Genomic DNA, 18,036 nt, shown 5'->3' with positions numbered 1-18,036 from the left:
GGTCAGGCCCTTGAGGAAGTTGCGCAGCAACTGCTCGCCGCAGGTGCGGGCACCACGGGGGTATTGCTGGCGACCTCCCCCGGGGTGGCGATCGCGGCGCTGGCCATCATCAGCGTCATGGTGCGTAAGGCGCCACTGAACCTACCCGAGCTTGGCATTGCCCGGCATACGAAAGCCTAGAACGTGCGTCGCCAATCGAGCACCGGTTGGTTGCCCTCGGTGCGGTTATCCGCCTGTTGCTCGAAGTCAGCGTTCAGCGACAGGACGTTTTACCAGTAGATGACGTCGAGCAGGTCTGGGCCAGTGGCCCAGACCTTTTTTCAACGCTCATTGACGGCGTACCCATCCCCTTCGGGTCGGTGATCGGCGTCAACCAGTAGCCGCCTCAACCACTCTCTCTACCGCTGGCGCCAGTGCCTGCGCGTTTGACCACCTGCTTTGTGGCACGCTCAGTCAAATCTGGCCGTTGCACTCAAGCATTGCGTCTATCCGGGCACTACAGTCGAAGTGCCAGGGGTGTTAACCCCCGCTCACAACTCCAATAATAGAGCCACCGCAATGAACTTGACTCGATCCCTGCCGGCTTGCCTGGCACTCACCCTCATCGCCTTTACCGTGCACGCCGCCGATGGCCCACCCCCGCCGACGGTCAGCCAACCCAGCGGCATCAACCTAGGCGGCACCAGCTTCTACGACGGGTTCGCCGGACCACCCGGGCTAACGCATCAGACCTATCTGAAGTTCAGTACGGCCAGCAGCATTCGGGACAATGGCGGCAAGGACAACCGCAACTTCGATAACCCGAAGATCAATGTCATTAGCTTGATCAACCAATTCAGCTATTACTCACCCGACACCATCGGCGGTGGCGCGCACCTGGGCTGGAGCCTGTTGGTACCCGTGATCTCACTGGACGGCGACTTTGGCGACAACGGCGTCAAGCTCAAGGACAACGGCGTCGGCCTGGGTGACATCACCGCTGGCCCGCAGATCCAGTTCGATCCGATCGTCAACGCCGAAGGCCGGCCGGTGTTTGTGCAGCGCGTGGCCTTCGATACGATCCTGCCCACCGGCAAGTACGACAAACACAAGGACTTGAATCCCGGCTCCAATTACTTCTCCCTCAACCCCTACTGGGCCGCGACCTTGATGCCGGCACCGCGCTGGGAAGTGAGCTGGCGCCTGAATTACTTGTACAACTTCAAAAACAACGACCCGGCAAGCAGTTCGACGCAGGTTTTTGAAGGACGGCCGGTGCGCGACACCCAATCAGGGCAATCGGCCTGGGCCAACTTTACGGCTTCGTATGAGGTGTTCCCGAAGGTTTCAGTCGGGATCAACGGCTATTACTTCAGGCAGATTTCGGATGACCAGGTCAACGGCGACCGCCTGAGCAATTCTCGCGAAAAAGTACTCGGCATTGGCCCCGGCCTGTTCTGGAAAATGACCGAAGACAAGGCCTTCTGGCTCAATACCTATAAAGAGACCGGCGTGGAAAACCGCAGCAAAACGGATTACGCCGTGCAAGTCCGCTACGTTCACAAGTTCTGACTGAGGTGATGTGTGATGAATGCGCTCGACTCCATCGACAGCAAGAAATCACTGGGCGCTATTTGCCTGATGATGGTCATTTCCCTGGGAACGCTGCAGATCCAGCCGATCCTGGGCGGCGCGCTGATTGATCAACTGGGGCTGCCGCTCAATGCCATCGGTGCGATCTTCGCCGCCGAGCTGATAGCGATGGCCATGGCCTGCGGCGTCTGTGCTCTGTTTATGGCACGGGTCGACCGCCGCCGCTTTGCACTGGTTGCCTTGCTGATCCTGGCCGCCGGCAACCTGGCAAGCACGCAACTGCACAGCCAGGCTTGGCTGGTGGTGTTCAGGATCATCTGCGGCGCCAGCGGTGGCGCGGTCATGGCGGTGGTGTATGCGACCGCTGCGCTGCGCAGGTCGAAAGACGCGACGTTTGCCGTGATCAATATCGGTAACCTGCTCTGGGGCATGCTGCTGGTGACGTCCATGCCCACGCTCTTGCAGGCGTTTGGTGTGCAGGGCGCGTTTTCCTTGCTGGCCATCACCAGCCTGCTCGCGGCACTGGGTTGCTGGAAAATCCCCAGGCACTACCCTGATGCCCATCGCATCGCCCATGGTGCGGCTCAGCCGTTCGGGCTGACCTCCGTGCTGTTGATCATGCTGTTTGCACTGTTGTTTTTCGGGCACTCGGCGCTGTGGGTGTATCAGGAACGCATTGGCAAAAGCATTGGCCTGGAACCCCAGCAGATCGGCGCCATCCTCGGCGGCAGCATCCTTGCCGGTGCCCTGGGCGCCGGGCTTTCCGGGCTGTTGGGGCGCCGCCTGGGCCTGTTGTTTCCGCAACTGCTGAGCTTTGGTACCGCGTTGCTGGCGACCCTGGTGATGGTCTACGGTGACAGTACCGTCGCGTTTGCCGCCACCGCGTGCCTGATCCATATGGTGTGGTTTTTCAGCCTGCCCTACCTGCTGTCGATGGCCGCCGAACTGGACCCTTCCGGTCGATTGGCCGGCCTGGGCAATGCGGCGATTTTTGTCGGTCAAGGGCTGGGGCCGTTTGGCGCCGCGCTGGTGGTCGGCGAAGGGCATTTTCGGGCAGTGGGATGGCTGGCAGCCTCGGCGTATGTAGTGGCTTTGATCATTTCATGCCTGGTGGTGGCGCGCTTTCGTCGAGGCGTCAAAACGCGCACGCCGGCCCTGTCGCCGCAATCTGCCTGAATACCCTGCCCTGACGTGAACCCACTGGATCAATGAGATGACGCAATGAATACTCCATTTCCCCAAACCCCCGAGTTTTCCGGCGCGCTGTACTCCCCCAGCCGCGTAGAGGGCGAGGTGTACGACCTTGAGATCGAAGGCGCCATTCCCGAGGCGATCCGCGGCACCTTTTATCAAGTCTCGCCGGACCCGCAATACCCGCCCATGCTGGGCACCGATATCTTCTTCAACGGCGACGCCATGGTCAGCGGCTTCTATTTTGCCGATGGCAAGGTCTCGCTGCGTCGGCGCTACGTGCTCACCGACCGTTTGGTCGCCCAGCGCCGTGAAGGGCGTTCGCTCAACGGCGTTTATCGCAATGCCTACACCAATGACCCGCTCGCGGCAAAAAACAACACCACAGCAAACACCTCCGTGATCCCGCACAACAACGTCCTGCTGGCACTCAAGGAAGATGCCATGCCGTGGGCGCTGGACCCACACACGCTGGAGACCCTCGGCGAGTGGAATTTCGACGGGCAGATCGAGTCAGCCACCTTCACCGCCCATCCCAAGCTCGACCCGCTGACCGGAAACCTGTTGGCCTTCAGCTACGAAGCCAAAGGCGACGGCACACCCGACATGGCGTATTTCGAAATTTCGCCGCAGGGCAAACTGCTGCACGAGATCTGGTTCCAGGCGCCCTACGCCGCTATGGTCCACGACTTCGCGGTCACCGAGCACTATGTGGTGTTCCCGCTGATCCCCCTGACGGTGGACGTCGAGCGCATGAAACAAGGCGGCCAGCATTTCCAGTGGCAACCCGAGCTGCCCCAACTGTTTGCCGTGGTGCCGCGCCACGGCGACGCGCGCGACGTGCGTTGGTTCAAAGGGCCCAAGGACGGCTTCCAGGGCCATACCCTGAATGCGTTCGACGAAGACGGTAAGGTCTATCTGGACATGCCGGTCACCGGCGGCAACATCTTCTACTTCTTCCCCCAGGCGGACGGTTTCGTACCGCCGCCGGAAACCCTGGCGGCCAGCCTGATGCGCTGGGTCTTTGACCTGAGCAGCGCACAGGACGAACTGCAACCGCAGGCGCTGACGGACTATCCCTGTGAATTTCCCCGTTGCGATGACCGTTACATAGGTCGCAAGTATGAACACGGATTCCTGCTCGCCTTTGATCCGCAGCGCCCCTACAACTCGGCGAATGGACCGATGCCGTTTCAATTCTTTAACCTGCTGGCGCACATCAACCTGACAACCGGCGTCACCGATGCCTGGTTTCCCGGTGACAGCGGGTGCTTTCAGGAACCCATTTTCATTCCACGCACAGCTGAGGCCGCTGAAGGCGATGGCTACGTGGTCTGCCTGCTCAACCTCATTGCCGAAGGCCGCAGCGAGCTGGTGGTGCTGGACTCCACTGACATGGCGGCCGGCCCCATCGCCCGCATCAAAGTCCCATTCCGTATGCGCATGTCGCTGCACGGCTGCTGGGCACCGCGCTAAAGCGGCATAGCGTTCCCCCCCTCCTCCAATCGCCACGCCCGTAGCCATCCACTTGCTGGAATGGCACGGGCTGTTTGGCGTTTCAGGCCGCGATCCGATCACCGAACAGAAAAATCATACTTATTCCGAAATGCAGGATTTATACAAAAATCTCACTTTACAGGATTAATTCGCAAGACTAGATTAAGTCCATTGCAGCCCATCCCCGCTCCCCTTTCCGAGAGGACACTTCATGAAATTCGCGAGCTTTATCGTTCAAGGCCGTACCACCTACGGCGTGGTTGAAGCTGATCAGGTGATTGACCTGGAATCGGTCAAAACCACCTTTGGCACCGACCTCAAGCAGGCCATCGCCATCAATCGCCTGGGTGAACTGACGCCGGCCGTCCTGGCCCCGCTGCCACGCGTCGCATTGGCGGACGTAACGTTCCTGCCGGTGATCGAGAACCCGGGCAAAGTGCTGTGCATTGGCATCAACTACGCCACCCACGTGCGTGAAACCGGTCGTGAAATGCCGACCTACCCGATGATTTTCACGCGTTTCGCCGACAGCCAGGTTGCGCACCTGCAACCGATCATTCGTCCGAAGGCTTCGCACAAGCTGGATTTCGAAGGCGAACTCGCCGTGGTCATCGGCAAAACCGCGCGCCACGTCAAGGCCGCGGATGCGCTGGAGTATGTGGCCGGTTATGCCTGCTACAACGATGGCAGCGTCCGTGACTGGCAGAAGCACACCATCCAGTTCGTGCCGGGCAAGAACTTCCCGCACACCGGCGGCTTCGGTCCCTGGTTGGTGACCTGTGATGAGATCGGCGACCCGCAGGACCTGGAATTGACCACGCGCCTGAACGGCCAAGTGATGCAACACACCCGCACCAGCGACATGATTTTCGACGTGCGCCACCTGATCGAATACTGCTCCACCTTCACCGAACTGGCGCCCGGCGATGTGATTGTCAGCGGCACCACCGGTGGCGTCGGCGCCTTCCGCGAACCGCCGGTATGGATGAAGCCCGGCGATACCGTCGAGGTCGAGATCTCGGGCATCGGCATCCTGCGCAACAGCATCGCCGATGAGCAGTAAGCCATGAAGCCATTACCTGAATCAGAACCCCTGCCAGAGCAGGACGCCGAGAGCAAAGGCTCAAGCCTGGAACGCATGCTGCGGGTGCTGGATTTATTTACCGAGGCCAGCCCGATCTGGGCGGTCGACGAGATGGGCACCGCGCTGGGTTACACGCGGTCGACCATCTACCGCTACGTGCGTGAGTTGGCCGAGGCGAACCTGTTGTTTCAGGTCGAAGCCGGCCGCTACGCGCTGGGCGCGCGGATTATCACCTGGGACCGCCAACTGCGCCTGAGCGACCCGCTGGTGCGCGCGGCACACGCCCTGGAGCAGGACCTGCCACGCTGGAGCGAGCAACAGGTGTGGCTGATCTGCCGACTGTTCAAGGACCAGGTGGTGTGTATCCACCAGCACGGCGACTTGTTCAGCGAGGTCAGCTACTCCCGTGGTTCACCCAGGCCGCTGTTCCTTGGCGCAACCTCGAAGGCGATCCTCGCCAACATGACATCGCGCCAGCACAGCCAGCTGTTTCTGGAAAACCCCGATGAAGTGCGCGCCAGCCATCTGGGGCAGACCTGGGAACAATTCCGCCGCTCACTGCAGCAACTGCGCCGCCAGGGGTATGTCGCCAGCGCGGCTGAAATTGATCCCGGCGTCTACGGCCTCGCGGCACCGATCTTCGACAGCGACGGCAAGGTGGTCGGCAGCATCAGTTGCCTTCGTCCGATTCAGGAGCGCGACAACGCACAGGAAGCGCAACAAGGGGCACACATGCAGGCCCTCGCGCAGGCGTTGTCGCAGCGCATGGCGACGCTCACCCACCGCCCCGCGTAGCCAGACTGAAAACTTTGGAAGGGAATAACAATGACAACCCTCAACAGCTTCAGCACCCAAGTCTTGATCATCGGTGCCGGGCCTACCGGACTGACCCTGGCCAACATCCTCGGCCAGGCCAATGTGGACACCCTGATCATCGACCGCAAACCCGGCACTGTGACCGAACCACGCGCCGTCTCGATCGACGATGAATCCTTGCGCACCATGCAAGCCATCGGGCTGGATGACGCCGTGTTGCGTGATGTGGTGCCCGGTTATGGCGTGCATTACTTCACCCGCGCGGGCGGGCGTTGCTTCGGCAAGGTCGAGCCCACCGGCAGGTTATATGGGTTTCCCAAGCGTAATGCGTTTCGCCAGCCGCTGTTCGAAAGCACGCTGAAGGTCGGCCTTGAACGTTTTGCGAACCTGACAGCGCGCTTCAATCACGAACTGCTCGAGTTCACTCAAGACCCGCATGGCGTGCGCGCGTTGATCAAGGATGCCGATGGCCAACTGCTCGACGTCAAGGCCAGCTACCTGATCGCCTGCGACGGCGGTCGCAGCCCGGTGCGCAAGCAACTGGGGATCGAGATGGTAGGGTCGAGCTTCTCCTCACGCTGGCTGGTGGTCGATACCGACCAGGATGACGACCCCTTCTGGCAGACCCGCGTGTATTGCGATGCCCGCCGCCCGGTGGTGGAAGTGCCCGGCCCGCACCGTACTCGGCGCTTTGAGTTCCAGCTCAAGCCGGGCGAAACCGATGCGCAGGTGCTCAGCCCCGAATGCCTGCACACGCTGCTGCGTCCGTTCAAGGGCGATGCCCCGGTGTCCATTGTGCGCAAGACGGTCTACACCTTTCATGCCCGCGTCGCCGAGCGTTGGCAGGTCGGCCGTGTATTTCTCGCCGGCGATGCCGCGCACTTGACCCCGCCCTACGCTGGGCAAGGGATGAACAGCGGCGTTCGCGATGCGCACAATCTGGGCTGGAAGCTGGTCGCCGTGCTCAAGGGCCAAATGGCCGCGACCGCCCTGCTGTCCTACGAAAGCGAGCGGCGCGACCATGCCTGGGCCTTGATCAAGCTGGCCCTGAACCTTGGCGTGGTCATGGCGCCGGCCACCGTGCTGCGGGCGCGCCTGATCAGCACGGCATTCGCGTTAATCGGCCTGGTGCCGCCGCTGCGCGATTATTTCCTGCAAATGCGCTTCAAGCCCAAACCACGGTTTACCAAAGGCCTGGTATTACCCGAAGGTAAGGCCGGGAAGCTGGCCTGCGGGCAAATGTTTCCTCAGCCATTGCTGACCGATGCCCAAGGCCACACACAACTGCTGGACACGACCATCGGTGCCGGTTTTGCCCTGATCCACTATGGCGACCCGACCCACCAACGCCTTGATGAACTACGGCACGGTCTGTGGGACCACCTGGAGGCCAAACGCATCCTGATCCTGCCCGCGCACTTTCAGACGCTGCCGTCGATCCCCGGCTGCACCGTGCTGCAAGACCGTGAGAACGCGCTCAAGGACCTGCTCGGCGACAGCCAGAAGTTTCTGCTGCTGCGCCCGGATCGCTATGTCGCCGCCATCTTCGACATGACCACGCACGATCAGGTCGCCGAATCCTTGCAGTCGTTGTTCGGCATCACGCTGACAAGCCACTGCGCAGCTGAGCCGGGCATGGCGCCCGTCTACCCCTGAACCTTCAGACCCAGAGGTGTTTATGCAACCCTTGCAGACTTCCACCCCCGCCCGCCTGTGCTACCTGCACCTGGCGAGCAAAGATCCACAGCAGCAAGTCGACTTCTATCGGCGCCTGCTGGACATGGACGGCCTGGCGCAGGCTGACGGCAGTTGGCTGCTCCAGGGCCCTCAACGGGCCATGCTGATCTCGCCCGCCGACCATAGCGGCCTGCTCGCGGCGGCGTATGACCTGGGCAGCCAAGCGCACTTGAGCGCACTGCGCACACGCCTGCTCGGCAACGGTTGTAACGTCGAAGCGCTCGACTCGCCGCTGCTGGAAGCGGGCGCCTTTCAAATCCGTGACCCCCAGGGTCGACAAACCGTATTTGGCGTGTCTCGCGGCGCGTCCACGCTCGACCGCAACGGCATGCCGGGCCGCCTGCAGCACGTGGTGTTCCAGACCACGGAGCTGGAAGCGATGATCGACTTCTACGTCAACACCGTGGGCTTCACCGTCTCGGACAATGTCGTCGACGAGCCAAGCGGCCAGCTCACCACCTGCTTCCTGCGTTCGGACGATGAACACCATTCGCTGGCGTTCTTCCGTGGGTCGAAAAACGAGTGGGATCACCACTGTTACGAAACCAACGAATGGAACGACATTCGCGACTGGGGCGACCGCTTCGCCAAGGAACGCATCACCTTGTTCTTCGGCCCGGGTCGCCATGGCCCAGGCAACAACCTGTTCTTCATGGTGGTCGATGCCGATCGCAACCGCCTGGAGTTCTCGGCCGAGCTGGAGATCACCGAGGCCACGCGCCCGCCTGGCGTCTGGCCGCAGGAGGAATACACCCTCAACTCCTGGGGACGCGCCTGGATCCGAAGCTGAATACGCACAACCTAAAGGGTCTGCCCTCACCCACCCTCAATCGACGCGGCTACCTGCCTCTAAGGTAAGACTATGACAACTCCAATACTCGCGGCCTACGCCATCAACGGCGATCAATACATCAACGGCACCTGGCGTGCAGGTCGCTCTGCACGACGCCTGGACGACCGTAACCCCTTCAACGACGAAGCCTTGCTGGAAATGCCCCTGGCCTCGGTGGCCGACCTGGATGACGCGTACCAGGCTGCCCAGCGCGCGCAAACCGACTGGGCAGCGCTGCACCCGACCCAGCGCAGTGCGCAGCTGGAAAAACTCGCCCAGGTCATCCAGAACCGCAGCGAAGAAATCATCGACTGGCTGATCCGCGAGTCCGGCAGTACCCGCATCAAGGCGGGCATGGAATGGCAGTTCACCCTCAACCTGGTTCGCGAGTGTGCAACGCTGCCGATGCAGGTTGAAGGCCGGATCCTGACCAGCTACAAGCCTGGCGAACAGAGCTTCGTGTTTCGCGAGCCGCTGGGGGTGGTCGGTGTGATCAGCCCATGGAACTTCCCGCTGTACCTGAGCATGCGCTCGGTGGTGCCGGCCCTTGCGCTGGGCAATACCGTGGTGCTCAAGCCCGCCAGTGATACGGCGGTTACCGGCGGCCTGTTGATTGCCCATCTGTTCGAAGAGGCCGGGTTCCCGGCGGGGTCGCTGAACGTGGTGGTCGGCGCGGGTTCGGAGATCGGCGATGCGTTCGTCGAGCACCCGATACCGAGCCTGATCTCCTTCACCGGCTCCACCGATGTGGGACGCAATGTCGGGCGCATCGCCACCGGCGGCAAGCACATCAAGCGCGTGGCCCTGGAGCTGGGCGGTAACGCGCCGCTGGTGGTGCTGGAGGATGCGGACATCGAGATAGCGGCGCATGCCGCAGTCGTCGGACGCTTCCTGCATCAGGGCCAGATCTGCATGAGCGTCAACCGGGTCATTGTCGACCGCTCGCTGTATGCCGACTTCGCGGCCCTGGTGGTGGAGCGTGTACGCAAGCTCAAGACCGGTGACCCGGCCAAGGCCGACACGGTGATCGGGCCGGTGGTCAACCAGAACCAGCTCGACGGTCTGCTGGGGAAGATCGCCGCCGCCGAGCGCGCCGGTCTCAAGCAGTTGTGTGGCGGCCAGGCTCGCGGGCTGGTGCTGCCGGCCCATGTCTTCGGCGAAGTGAGCCCCGACCAGGCCTTGGCCCGCGATGAAACCTTCGGGCCGTTGCTGCCGCTGCTGATCGCCGACAACCAGGCCCATGCCCTGGAGCTGGCCAACGCCAGCGAGTACGGTTTGTCCAGTGCGGTGTTTACCCGTGATATGGCGCGCGGCCTGAGTTTTGCCCGTGGCATCGTGGCGGGCATGACCCATATCAACGACATCACCGTCGATGATCAGCCCAACGCACCGTTTGGCGGCGAAAAGAACTCCGGCCTTGGGCGCTTCAACGGTCACTATGCACTGGATGAGTTTACCCGGGCCCATTGGGTCACCTGGCAAGCCGGGAGCCATAATTACCCTTTCTGATCGTCTGTCCGGAACGGGCAAGGCTCACACCTTGCCCCTTCAGCCCAAAACAAAAAGCAAAAGGCGAAACAATGAATAATCTAGCCTGCGTGTCCACTGATCAGGTCGTTCGCTCTGATCGGCTGATGAAGTGGAAGGAGTTCATGAGCGATCACCTGGGTCGCACGCCGGAGTATATAAAGCGCCTGGAGTCCACCAACATCGACCCGTTGCACAACGGCAACTTCCAGGGCCGCCTGGAATACGGTGACTTGGGCCAGTTGCGTTTCTGCCGCCTGACCGCCAGTGCCCATCGCTATTCACGCCACCTGAGCAAGGCGCTCGATGTCGTCGACACGCCGCGGATGTTGATACTGCAAGTCGCCGGCGTCAGCCACTTCGAGCAAGGTCAGCAAAACAGCAGCGTCGCGCCGGACGAAATGCTCCTGGTCGACTGCGGCAAACCCTTCAGCGTCACCAGTACCCAGGGCTGCGAGCACTTTATCCTGTTATTCCAGGGCCCCGCCGGGCAACTGACGCAGACCGGCGACATGCACTTGAACGGCCGTAACGGGCTGGGGCGCATGTTGATGCACTTGATCAGCGACGCTTACCACCAATACCCCTTGCTCAACAGCCAGTCGGCCGGGCTGATCGGCGACAGTATCGCGGGGCTGCTGAACAATGCGCTGAAGAACAAGCAAGATGAAAAGCAACTCGACCACGACTTCCGCTTCTTCAAACAGAATCGCCTCAAGGCGTATATCGAGCGTCACTTGGCTGACCGCGACTTGAGCATAGAACGCATCGCCAATGCCGAGCAGTGCTCGGTGCGCAGCTTGCATCGGGCATTTCAGGACGAACTGGGGTGCAGTGTCAGCGAGTACATCTGGCAGCGGCGCTTGTCCCGTTGCGCCGAGGACCTGCGCAACCACGACCAGGCCCATCGCTCACTCACCGAGATCGCCTATGCCTGGGGCTATGGCAGCAGTTCTCACTTCAGCCGGCATTTCAAATCGACATTCGGCATGTCGCCCCGGCTGTTTCGTGAAACCGCCAGCGACGCCCGCGTGAAACCTACTGCGGCATGACGCCAGTTGCCGTCCATCGAAGCCTAGGCTTGATGGACGGCGCAGTTGGATCGTGTCAGCGGGTATCTTGCTCTCTAGGTGCAAAACGCATCGATCAAAAGTCGTCCTTTACGTGTCCATCGTTAATCTTGAACTCTCGGTGTTGTAGATAAACACTTCGAATGAAGTTGTATTTATCCCCGGTGATGAGTTTTTCAGACTTTATATATTGAGCGCGTCCGTCGATCATGCCCACGGCGTACAGGCTATTACGCGTAGGCACGTCGCCGATATAACGAACCGGGTTGGCGTAGATATCGGGAAAGATCGCCGGCGCATCGCGAAGTGTGCTTGGCCCCAAGAGCGGCAGTACAAGATAAGGACCACTGCCTACCCCCCAGTAACCGAGGGTTTGACCGAAGTCTTCGTCATTGCGCTGCAGCCCCATGGGCGTCGCGACATCGATCAATCCCGCCAGGCCAAGGGTGCTGTTGAGTAAGAGGCGACTGGTATCAACCCCGGCGCTATGGAACTTGGCTTGAAGTACATTGTTCGCCAGGTTCTTGACCTCCCCCAGATTGTTGAAAAAATTATGAATGCCGTCTTGCGCAATGCGCGGGGTGACAAATTGATAACCCTGGGCAAGTGGTTTCAGTGCGTAGGTATCCAGCGTGTCATTGAATGAAAAGATCGGGCGGTTAATGCGTTCCCAGGGGTCCTTGTCGGAGTCCGCCCGGGAAAGGGGTGACAGCGTGATGAAACAGGCGCAGGTGAGTACCTGAACGCAACGGCTTAAATTGGAACGATAGGCACGCATGTTTATTTCCCATTGAATGAAGTTAGCCGATTTGACGCACGCAAGCCGTTCCATCGCTGCGCTTCTGTGTGCAACGGGCAGAGCCATTAATTCCAACCGCCCCCCAACACTTTGTACAACGTGATGCGGTTGCTCTGCTCGGTCAGACGCAGGGTGATCAGGTCCTGCTGGGCGCTGTAGAGCGAGCGTTGCGCATCCAAGGCTTCCAGGTAACTTTGCGACCCGCCCCGATACAAGGCATCCGAGAGTTCGAAGCTTTTGCGGCTGGCGTCGGTCAGCGCCTGTTGCGCGGCGATCCGGCGATCCAGGGTGCTGCGCACGGCCAGTGCGTCGGCCACTTCGCGGAACGCGGTCTGCAGGGTTTGCTGATACGTCTGTATCTGGATGTCGCGCTCGACCTTGGCCGAATCCAGGGTCGCGCGGTTACTCCCGCCGTCGAAAATCGGCACGCTGATGCTCGGGGCAAAGGTCCAGGCACCGCTGCCGGATTTGAACAGGCCGGCCAATGCCGAGCTGGACGAGCCGGCGTCGGCGGTCAGGCTGATGCTGGGGTAAAACTTCGCACGGGCCGCGCCGATGTCGATATTCGCCGACTTGAGCGTGTGTTCCGCCGACAGCACATCCGGGCGTTGCTGCAAGAGGCTCGAAGGCAGGCCCGCCGGTATGTCCACCAGCACCGCCGCCGACTCCAAGTGCGTGCCCGGCAAGAGTGCCTCGGGAAGGTCACTGCCGACCAACAGGCGCAGGGCATTGCGGTCCTGCAGAATCTGGCTCTCGTAGGACGCCACATCGCCGCGCGCCGACTCGACCGTGGTCTGGGCTTGCGCCACGGACAGCGCGGAGGAGCCGCCCAGGGCGTAGCTGTTTTGGGTCAGGTCGTAGGTGGCCAACTGGCTGGTCAGGGTTTCCTGGGCCAGCAGCAGCCGTTCGTTGTCGGCGGCCAGGGTCAGCCAGGCGGTGGCCACTTCGGCCACCAGGCTGATTTGCGTACTGCGTCGGGTTTCCGTCAGCGCCAGGTAGTCTTCCAGCGCCTCATCCCGAAGGTTACGTACCCGACCAAACACGTCCAGTTCATAACTGCTCAGCCCCAATTGCGCGCTGTAATCGTGGGTGGTGGCCGCCGTACCGGTGTTGGACAACGACCCGGGTGTACGGCTGTGGGTGCCGCTGACGCTCGCATCGATGGTGGGAAACAGGTCCGCGCGCTTGATGCGGTACTGCGCCTGAGCCTTTTCGACATTCAGGCTTGCCAGGCGTAAATCGCGGTTATTGGCCAGCGCCAACGCCTGCAACTGCGCCAGGCGGCTGTCGGTAAAGAACTGCTGCCATTTGACATCGGCGCCCACCTGCCCTTTCGGCAGGCTGGCCGCCGGCAGCCATTGCCCGGAGACGGGCGCTTCAGGCCGCTCATACTGGGGCGCCAGGTTGACGCAGCCACCCAGGACCATGGCGGCCAGCAAAGGCCAGTGTGACTTGATCATGCATCACCTGTCGGAGCAGATTGATTAGCGCTGCGCTCGCGGCCGAAACGGCGGCGGATCAGCACAAAAAACAGCGGTACAAAGAAGATCCCCAGCACCGTGGCGCTGAACATACCGCCCAGCACGCCCGTACCGATGGCCTGGCGCCCGGCGGAGCCTGCGCCGGTACTCAAGGCCAGCGGCAACACGCCGAACATGAAGGCCAGGGACGTCATCAGGATCGGCCGCAGGCGCTGGCGCACCGCGATCAGCGTCGCGTCGATCAGGCTATTGCCCTGCTCTTGCAGGTGCTTGGCGAACTCCACGATCAGGATCGCGTTTTTCGCGGCCAGGCCCACGGTGGTCAACAGCCCCACCTGGAAATACACGTCGTTGCTCAACCCGGCGACGCGGGTCGCCAGCACCGCACCGATCACCCCCAGGGGCACCACCAGAATCACCGAAAACGGCACCGACCAACTCTCGTAGAGCGCAGCCAGGCACAGGAACACAAACAATACGGAAAGTGCATAGAGCAGCGGGGCCTGGGACCCGGACAGGCGTAATTGATAGGACTGCCCTGTCCACTCGTAGCCGATGCCCTGGGGCAATTGCCGGACGATGGCTTCCACCGCGTCCATGGCGTCGCCGGAGCTCACGCCTGGCGCGGGGTCACCGACGATTTCCAGGGAGGCGTTACCGTTGTAGCGTTCCAGCAAGGGTGAGCCGTAACTCCAGGTGCTGCTGGCAAACGATGAGAACGGCACCATTTCATTGCTGCTGTTGCGCACGAACCAATGATCAAGGTCCGCAGCCTGCATGCGCGCGGATGCCTGGCCCTGCACATAGACTTTTTTCACCCGGCCCTGGTTGAGAAAGTCATTCACATAAGTACCGCCCAACGCCGTCGACAAGGTGGTGTTGATATCGCTGGTACTCAGGCTCAGGGCGCCGGCCTTGCGGTCGTCAATGCTGACCTTGAGCTGCGGCGCATCGTCCAGGCCGTTGCTGCGAACCCCCAGCAGGCGCGGATCTTTTCTGGCCAGCTCAAGAAACTGTTCGCGAGCCGCCACCAGCGCATCATGGCCCAGGCCTGCGAGGTCCTTGAGTTGCAGGTCGAACCCCGAGCTCTGGCCCAGACCGCGCACGGTCGGAGGTTGCATGACGAAAGCGTCGGCATCACCGATGCTGGAGAGCGCCATGGTCGCCCGTTGGGCAATCGCCGCCGCACCCTGACCAGGCCCACCGCGTTCGTCCCAGTCCTTGAGGCGGATAAACGCCCGTGCGGTGTTCTGGCTGTTACCGCCCATGCCCAGCCCGCTGATGCTGATCATCGCTTCGACTTCGGGCTGTTTGAGGATGTAGTCCTCGAACTGCTTGATCACGTCCTGGGTACGGCTGTCCGTCGCGCCGACCGGTAACTGGATCTGTGCCAGGAGGATCCCTTGGTCTTCGTCCGGCAGAAACGACGTGGGCAGGCTCGTGTAGCCCACCGCCATGACCACCAGCACCCCGCCATAGAGCAACAGGCTGCGCCCCCAGCGCCGCAACACCACACCCACCCAACGCTCGTAACCGGCGCTGGCACGCTCAAAGGTACGGTTGAACCAGCCGAAGAACCCGTGCTGGGCACCATGCCCCTGGCCCTCGCGCGCTTTGAGCAACGAGGCGCAGAGTGCGGGTGTCAGGGTCATCGCCACCAACACCGACAAGACCATGGCCGAGACAATGGTCACCGAAAACTGCCGATAGATAATCCCGGTGGAACCGCCGAAAAACGCCATGGGGATAAACACCGCGCTCAGCACCATCGTGATGCCGACCAGTGCGCTGGTAATTTCACGCATCGATTGACGCGTGGCCGCCACGGGCGATAGTCCGCCGCCCATCAGTCGCTCAACGTTTTCGACCACCACGATGGCATCGTCCACCAGCAAGCCGATCGCCAGGACCATGGCAAACATCGTCAAGGTATTGATCGAATAGCCAAACATCGCCAACACGCCGAACGTGCCCAGCAACACCACCGGCACAGTAATCGCCGGGATCAGCGTCGCGCGCAGGTTTTGCAGGAACAGGAACATGATCAACACCACCAGCACGATGGCCTCGCCCAAGGCCTTGACCACTTCCTCGATGGACAGGCTGACAAACGGCGTGGTGTCGTAGGCAATCACATTTTTAAGCTGCATTTCTGTCGGGTAGAACGGCTCCATTTCTTTGAGCTTGGCCTTGACCGCCTTGCCGACGTTCAGCGCATTCGCGCCTGCCGCCAACTGCACACCCATGGCAGCGGCGGGCTTGCCGTTGAGAGCGGTGCTGATGTCGTAGCTTTCACTGCCCAACTCCAAGGTTGCGACATCGCCCAGCAACACCACGGCACCATCGCTGTTGGACTTGACCACCACATTGCGAAACGCTTCGACGGTCTGCAGTTTGCTGCGGGCGCTGATCGTCGCGTTCAACTGCTGCCCCTTGATCGCCGGCAAGGCACCGAGCTGCCCAGCGGAGACTTCGGTGTTCTGCGCCTCCAGGGCACTGCTGACGTCCGAAGGCATCAGCGCGTATTTTTCCAACAGGGCCGGGTCCAGCCAGATCCGCATGGCGTAGCCTGATCCCAACGTTTGCACATCACCGACGCCGTCAATGCGGCTGATGGAGTCGAGCAAGGTGGTGGAAATGTAGTCACCGATCTGAGTGCCGGTAACGCTGGGGTCATCCGATGCCAAGGCGACGATCATCAGGAAGTCCGAGCCGCCCTTGGTCACGGTCAGGCCTTCGCTTTGTACCGATTGCGGCAGTCTCGACTCGGCTTGTTGCAGCTTGTTCTGCACCTGCATCTGGGCCACATCCGGGTCGGTGCCGGCGGTAAAGGTCAAGCTGATGCTGGCGCTGCCCGCCGAACTGCTGGTGGCCGACATGTAGGTCAGGTTATCCAGGCCTTTCATCTGCTGTTCGATGACCTGGGTCACCGAGTCTTCCACGGTCTTGGCCGAGGCCCCGGTGTAGGTCGCAGAAATCTTCACCGTGGGCGGCGCGATGTCCGGGTATTGCTCCAGCGGCAACTGGCTGATGGACAGGCTGCCACCGAGCATGATCACGATGGCGATGACCCAGGCGAAAATCGGTCGATCAATAAAAAAGTGCGCCACGCTTAACCCTCCTTCACTGGGGTGGACGGCGTGGCCGCCTGAGCATTGGCGTCCTGCACTTGAACGGCGGCGCCGGCACGGACTTTTTGTCCGCCTTCGACGATCAACTGATCACCCGCCTTCAGACCTGCGGTGACCCACCACTGATTACCCACCGCGCGATCGACGGTCAGCTCACGTTGTTCAACCTTGCCATCGACCACCAGCAACGCCGTGGTCACCCCGCTGGCGCTGCGGTTTACGGCTTTTTGCGGAATCAGAATGGCCTGGTCATCGCGCGCCTGTTCCAGCACCGCGCGTACATACATGCCCGGCAGCAACAGGTGGTCCGGGTTGGCGAATTCGGCACGCAGGGTGACGGTGCCCGTGCCCTCGTTGACACTCACCCCGCTGACCTTGAGCCGCCCCGGCTGGTTGTAGGTGCTGCCGTCGTCCAGCTTCAGGCTGATCCGCGCCTCGCCATTGCCATTGGACTGCAACACGCCGCTGGCCAGGTCACGCTTGAGCCGCAGCAGTTCGGTAGTCGATTGGGTCACGTCCACATAGATCGGATCGAGTTGCTGCACGGTGGTCAATGCGCTGTCCTGATTGGCGACCACCAGCGCGCCTGGGGTCACCGTGGACGTTTCAATGCGCCCGCTGACCGGCGAGGTGATACGCGTGTAAGCCAGGTTGATCCGCGCGGTTTGGACTTCAGCCTCGGCGACTTGCACGTCGGCGGCGGCCGTCAGCAAGGTCGCCTGAGCGTCCTCGTTAGTTTGCTGACTGATGGCATTGATCTTCACCAGTTCGGCGTCGCGCTTGGCGGTGGTCTGCGCCGATTTAAGCGTGGCGCGGTACTTGACCAGGCTCGCCTGGGACTGCGCCAGTGCGGCGGTATAGGACGCCGCATCCAGTTGGTACAACGCTTGCCCGACCTTGACATCCGCGCCCTCGACGAACAACCGCCGCTGGACGATACCGCCGACTTGCGGACGAATCTGCGCCACCATGAAGGCCTGGGTGCGTCCCGCCAACTCGGTGGTCAGCACTTGGCTCTGGGGTTTTACGCTGATCACCGAAACTTTGGGGGTGATCGCTTGAGGTGCCGGCTCGCCACCGGAGCAACCGCCCAGCAAGACCAGAATGAACAAGGACAGGCAAACCGCGGCGGTTACCAGGTATTTGGCGATGATTTTCGTCGACATAGCGGCCTCTACAAGACGGAATGGCTTGAGTCAGCGCTATCGTGCAAGGCAAATGTGCAGGAAAATTGAAGATTGCCCGGCCGGGTTGAATCTTTTCTTCGCCAGGGCCTAAATGGTCCGATCCATTCTTAAC

13 protein-coding genes and 1 pseudogene are annotated in these 18,036 nt (G+C 61.4%); 10 read left to right on the top strand and 4 right to left on the bottom strand.

Annotated elements, in window-relative coordinates; genetic code table 11:
• From L9Z73_RS03900 to L9Z73_RS03855, 10 genes and pseudogenes are all read left to right on the top strand, one after another.
• Positions 1-180, top strand: a pseudogene (locus L9Z73_RS03900) (hypothetical protein); the annotation flags it as partial.
• Between the two features lie 378 nt (positions 181-558).
• Complete coding sequence (locus tag L9Z73_RS03895) at positions 559-1,551, top strand: SphA family protein (RefSeq protein WP_247396560.1); 993 nt, start codon at positions 559-561, stop codon at positions 1,549-1,551.
• 15 nt (positions 1,552-1,566) lie between these two features.
• Positions 1,567-2,748 (top strand): MFS transporter, encoded by a 1,182-nt coding sequence (locus L9Z73_RS03890; RefSeq protein WP_247396557.1) that lies wholly within the window; start codon positions 1,567-1,569, stop codon positions 2,746-2,748.
• Positions 2,749-2,793: 45 nt separating this feature from the next.
• Positions 2,794-4,239: a carotenoid oxygenase family protein gene (locus L9Z73_RS03885; protein ID WP_247396555.1), complete on the top strand. Its 1,446-nt coding sequence runs from the start codon at positions 2,794-2,796 to the stop codon at positions 4,237-4,239.
• A gap of 232 nt (positions 4,240-4,471) precedes the next feature.
• A complete protein-coding gene (locus L9Z73_RS03880; RefSeq protein ID WP_247396553.1) occupies positions 4,472-5,323 on the top strand; it encodes a fumarylacetoacetate hydrolase family protein in 852 nt (283 codons plus the stop codon).
• Positions 5,324-5,326: 3 nt separating this feature from the next.
• The gene (locus L9Z73_RS03875) at positions 5,327-6,139 is read left to right on the top strand and encodes an IclR family transcriptional regulator (protein WP_247396551.1); all 813 of its coding nucleotides are present in this window, start codon (positions 5,327-5,329) and stop codon (positions 6,137-6,139) included.
• Between the two features lie 30 nt (positions 6,140-6,169).
• Positions 6,170-7,816, top strand: coding sequence for a bifunctional 3-(3-hydroxy-phenyl)propionate/3-hydroxycinnamic acid hydroxylase (locus L9Z73_RS03870; RefSeq protein ID WP_247396549.1), 1,647 nt, complete (start codon positions 6,170-6,172; stop codon positions 7,814-7,816).
• 22 nt (positions 7,817-7,838) lie between these two features.
• A complete protein-coding gene (locus L9Z73_RS03865) occupies positions 7,839-8,687 on the top strand; it encodes a VOC family protein (RefSeq protein ID WP_247396547.1) in 849 nt (282 codons plus the stop codon).
• 72 nt (positions 8,688-8,759) lie between these two features.
• Positions 8,760-10,238 carry an aldehyde dehydrogenase family protein gene (locus L9Z73_RS03860; protein ID WP_247396545.1) on the top strand — a complete coding sequence of 493 codons (1,479 nt, stop codon included), beginning with the start codon at positions 8,760-8,762 and terminating at the stop codon, positions 10,236-10,238.
• A gap of 71 nt (positions 10,239-10,309) precedes the next feature.
• The gene (locus tag L9Z73_RS03855) at positions 10,310-11,308 is read left to right on the top strand and encodes a helix-turn-helix domain-containing protein (protein ID WP_247396543.1); all 999 of its coding nucleotides are present in this window, start codon (positions 10,310-10,312) and stop codon (positions 11,306-11,308) included.
• Positions 11,309-11,402: 94 nt separating this feature from the next.
• Here the strand turns inward: L9Z73_RS03855 and L9Z73_RS03850 are convergent, their stop codons facing one another.
• From L9Z73_RS03850 to L9Z73_RS03835, 4 genes are all read right to left on the bottom strand, one after another.
• On the bottom strand, positions 11,403-12,104 hold the full coding sequence (locus L9Z73_RS03850; RefSeq protein WP_247396540.1) for an MlaA family lipoprotein: 702 nt from the start codon (positions 12,102-12,104) through the stop codon (positions 11,403-11,405).
• Between the two features lie 86 nt (positions 12,105-12,190).
• Positions 12,191-13,585 (bottom strand): efflux transporter outer membrane subunit, encoded by a 1,395-nt coding sequence (locus L9Z73_RS03845; RefSeq protein WP_247396538.1) that lies wholly within the window; start codon positions 13,583-13,585, stop codon positions 12,191-12,193.
• A complete protein-coding gene (locus L9Z73_RS03840; RefSeq protein ID WP_247396535.1) occupies positions 13,582-16,716 on the bottom strand; it encodes an efflux RND transporter permease subunit in 3,135 nt (1,044 codons plus the stop codon). Before L9Z73_RS03840 ends, L9Z73_RS03845 begins: the two co-directional genes overlap by 4 nt.
• Before the next feature lie 2 nt (positions 16,717-16,718).
• On the bottom strand, positions 16,719-17,903 hold the full coding sequence (locus tag L9Z73_RS03835; RefSeq protein ID WP_247396532.1) for an efflux RND transporter periplasmic adaptor subunit: 1,185 nt from the start codon (positions 17,901-17,903) through the stop codon (positions 16,719-16,721).
• Positions 17,904-18,036 lie beyond the last annotated feature (133 nt).

The sequence above is a fragment of the Pseudomonas emilianonis genome, assembly GCF_023072625.1.
Taxonomy (GTDB): Bacteria; Pseudomonadota; Gammaproteobacteria; order Pseudomonadales; family Pseudomonadaceae; genus Aquipseudomonas; species Aquipseudomonas paraveronii.
The sequence above is the reverse complement of the archived record's forward strand: the minus strand, read 5'-3'. Positions and strand labels throughout refer to the sequence as shown.

What these genes read in the sequence shown, in the direction of transcription:
- L9Z73_RS03895 (WP_247396560.1), top strand. Translation starts at nt 559, where the DNA reads ATGAACTTGACTCGATCCCTGCCGGCTTGCCTGGCACTCACCCTCATC.
- L9Z73_RS03890 (WP_247396557.1), top strand. Translation starts at nt 1,567, where the DNA reads ATGAATGCGCTCGACTCCATCGACAGCAAGAAATCACTGGGCGCTATT.
- L9Z73_RS03885 (WP_247396555.1), top strand. Translation starts at nt 2,794, where the DNA reads ATGAATACTCCATTTCCCCAAACCCCCGAGTTTTCCGGCGCGCTGTAC.
- L9Z73_RS03880 (WP_247396553.1), top strand. Translation starts at nt 4,472, where the DNA reads ATGAAATTCGCGAGCTTTATCGTTCAAGGCCGTACCACCTACGGCGTG.
- L9Z73_RS03875 (WP_247396551.1), top strand. Translation starts at nt 5,327, where the DNA reads ATGAAGCCATTACCTGAATCAGAACCCCTGCCAGAGCAGGACGCCGAG.
- L9Z73_RS03870 (WP_247396549.1), top strand. Translation starts at nt 6,170, where the DNA reads ATGACAACCCTCAACAGCTTCAGCACCCAAGTCTTGATCATCGGTGCC.
- L9Z73_RS03865 (WP_247396547.1), top strand. Translation starts at nt 7,839, where the DNA reads ATGCAACCCTTGCAGACTTCCACCCCCGCCCGCCTGTGCTACCTGCAC.
- L9Z73_RS03860 (WP_247396545.1), top strand. Translation starts at nt 8,760, where the DNA reads ATGACAACTCCAATACTCGCGGCCTACGCCATCAACGGCGATCAATAC.
- L9Z73_RS03855 (WP_247396543.1), top strand. Translation starts at nt 10,310, where the DNA reads ATGAATAATCTAGCCTGCGTGTCCACTGATCAGGTCGTTCGCTCTGAT.
- L9Z73_RS03850 (WP_247396540.1), bottom strand. Translation starts at nt 12,104, where the DNA reads ATGCGTGCCTATCGTTCCAATTTAAGCCGTTGCGTTCAGGTACTCACC.
- L9Z73_RS03845 (WP_247396538.1), bottom strand. Translation starts at nt 13,585, where the DNA reads ATGATCAAGTCACACTGGCCTTTGCTGGCCGCCATGGTCCTGGGTGGC.
- L9Z73_RS03835 (WP_247396532.1), bottom strand. Translation starts at nt 17,903, where the DNA reads ATGTCGACGAAAATCATCGCCAAATACCTGGTAACCGCCGCGGTTTGC.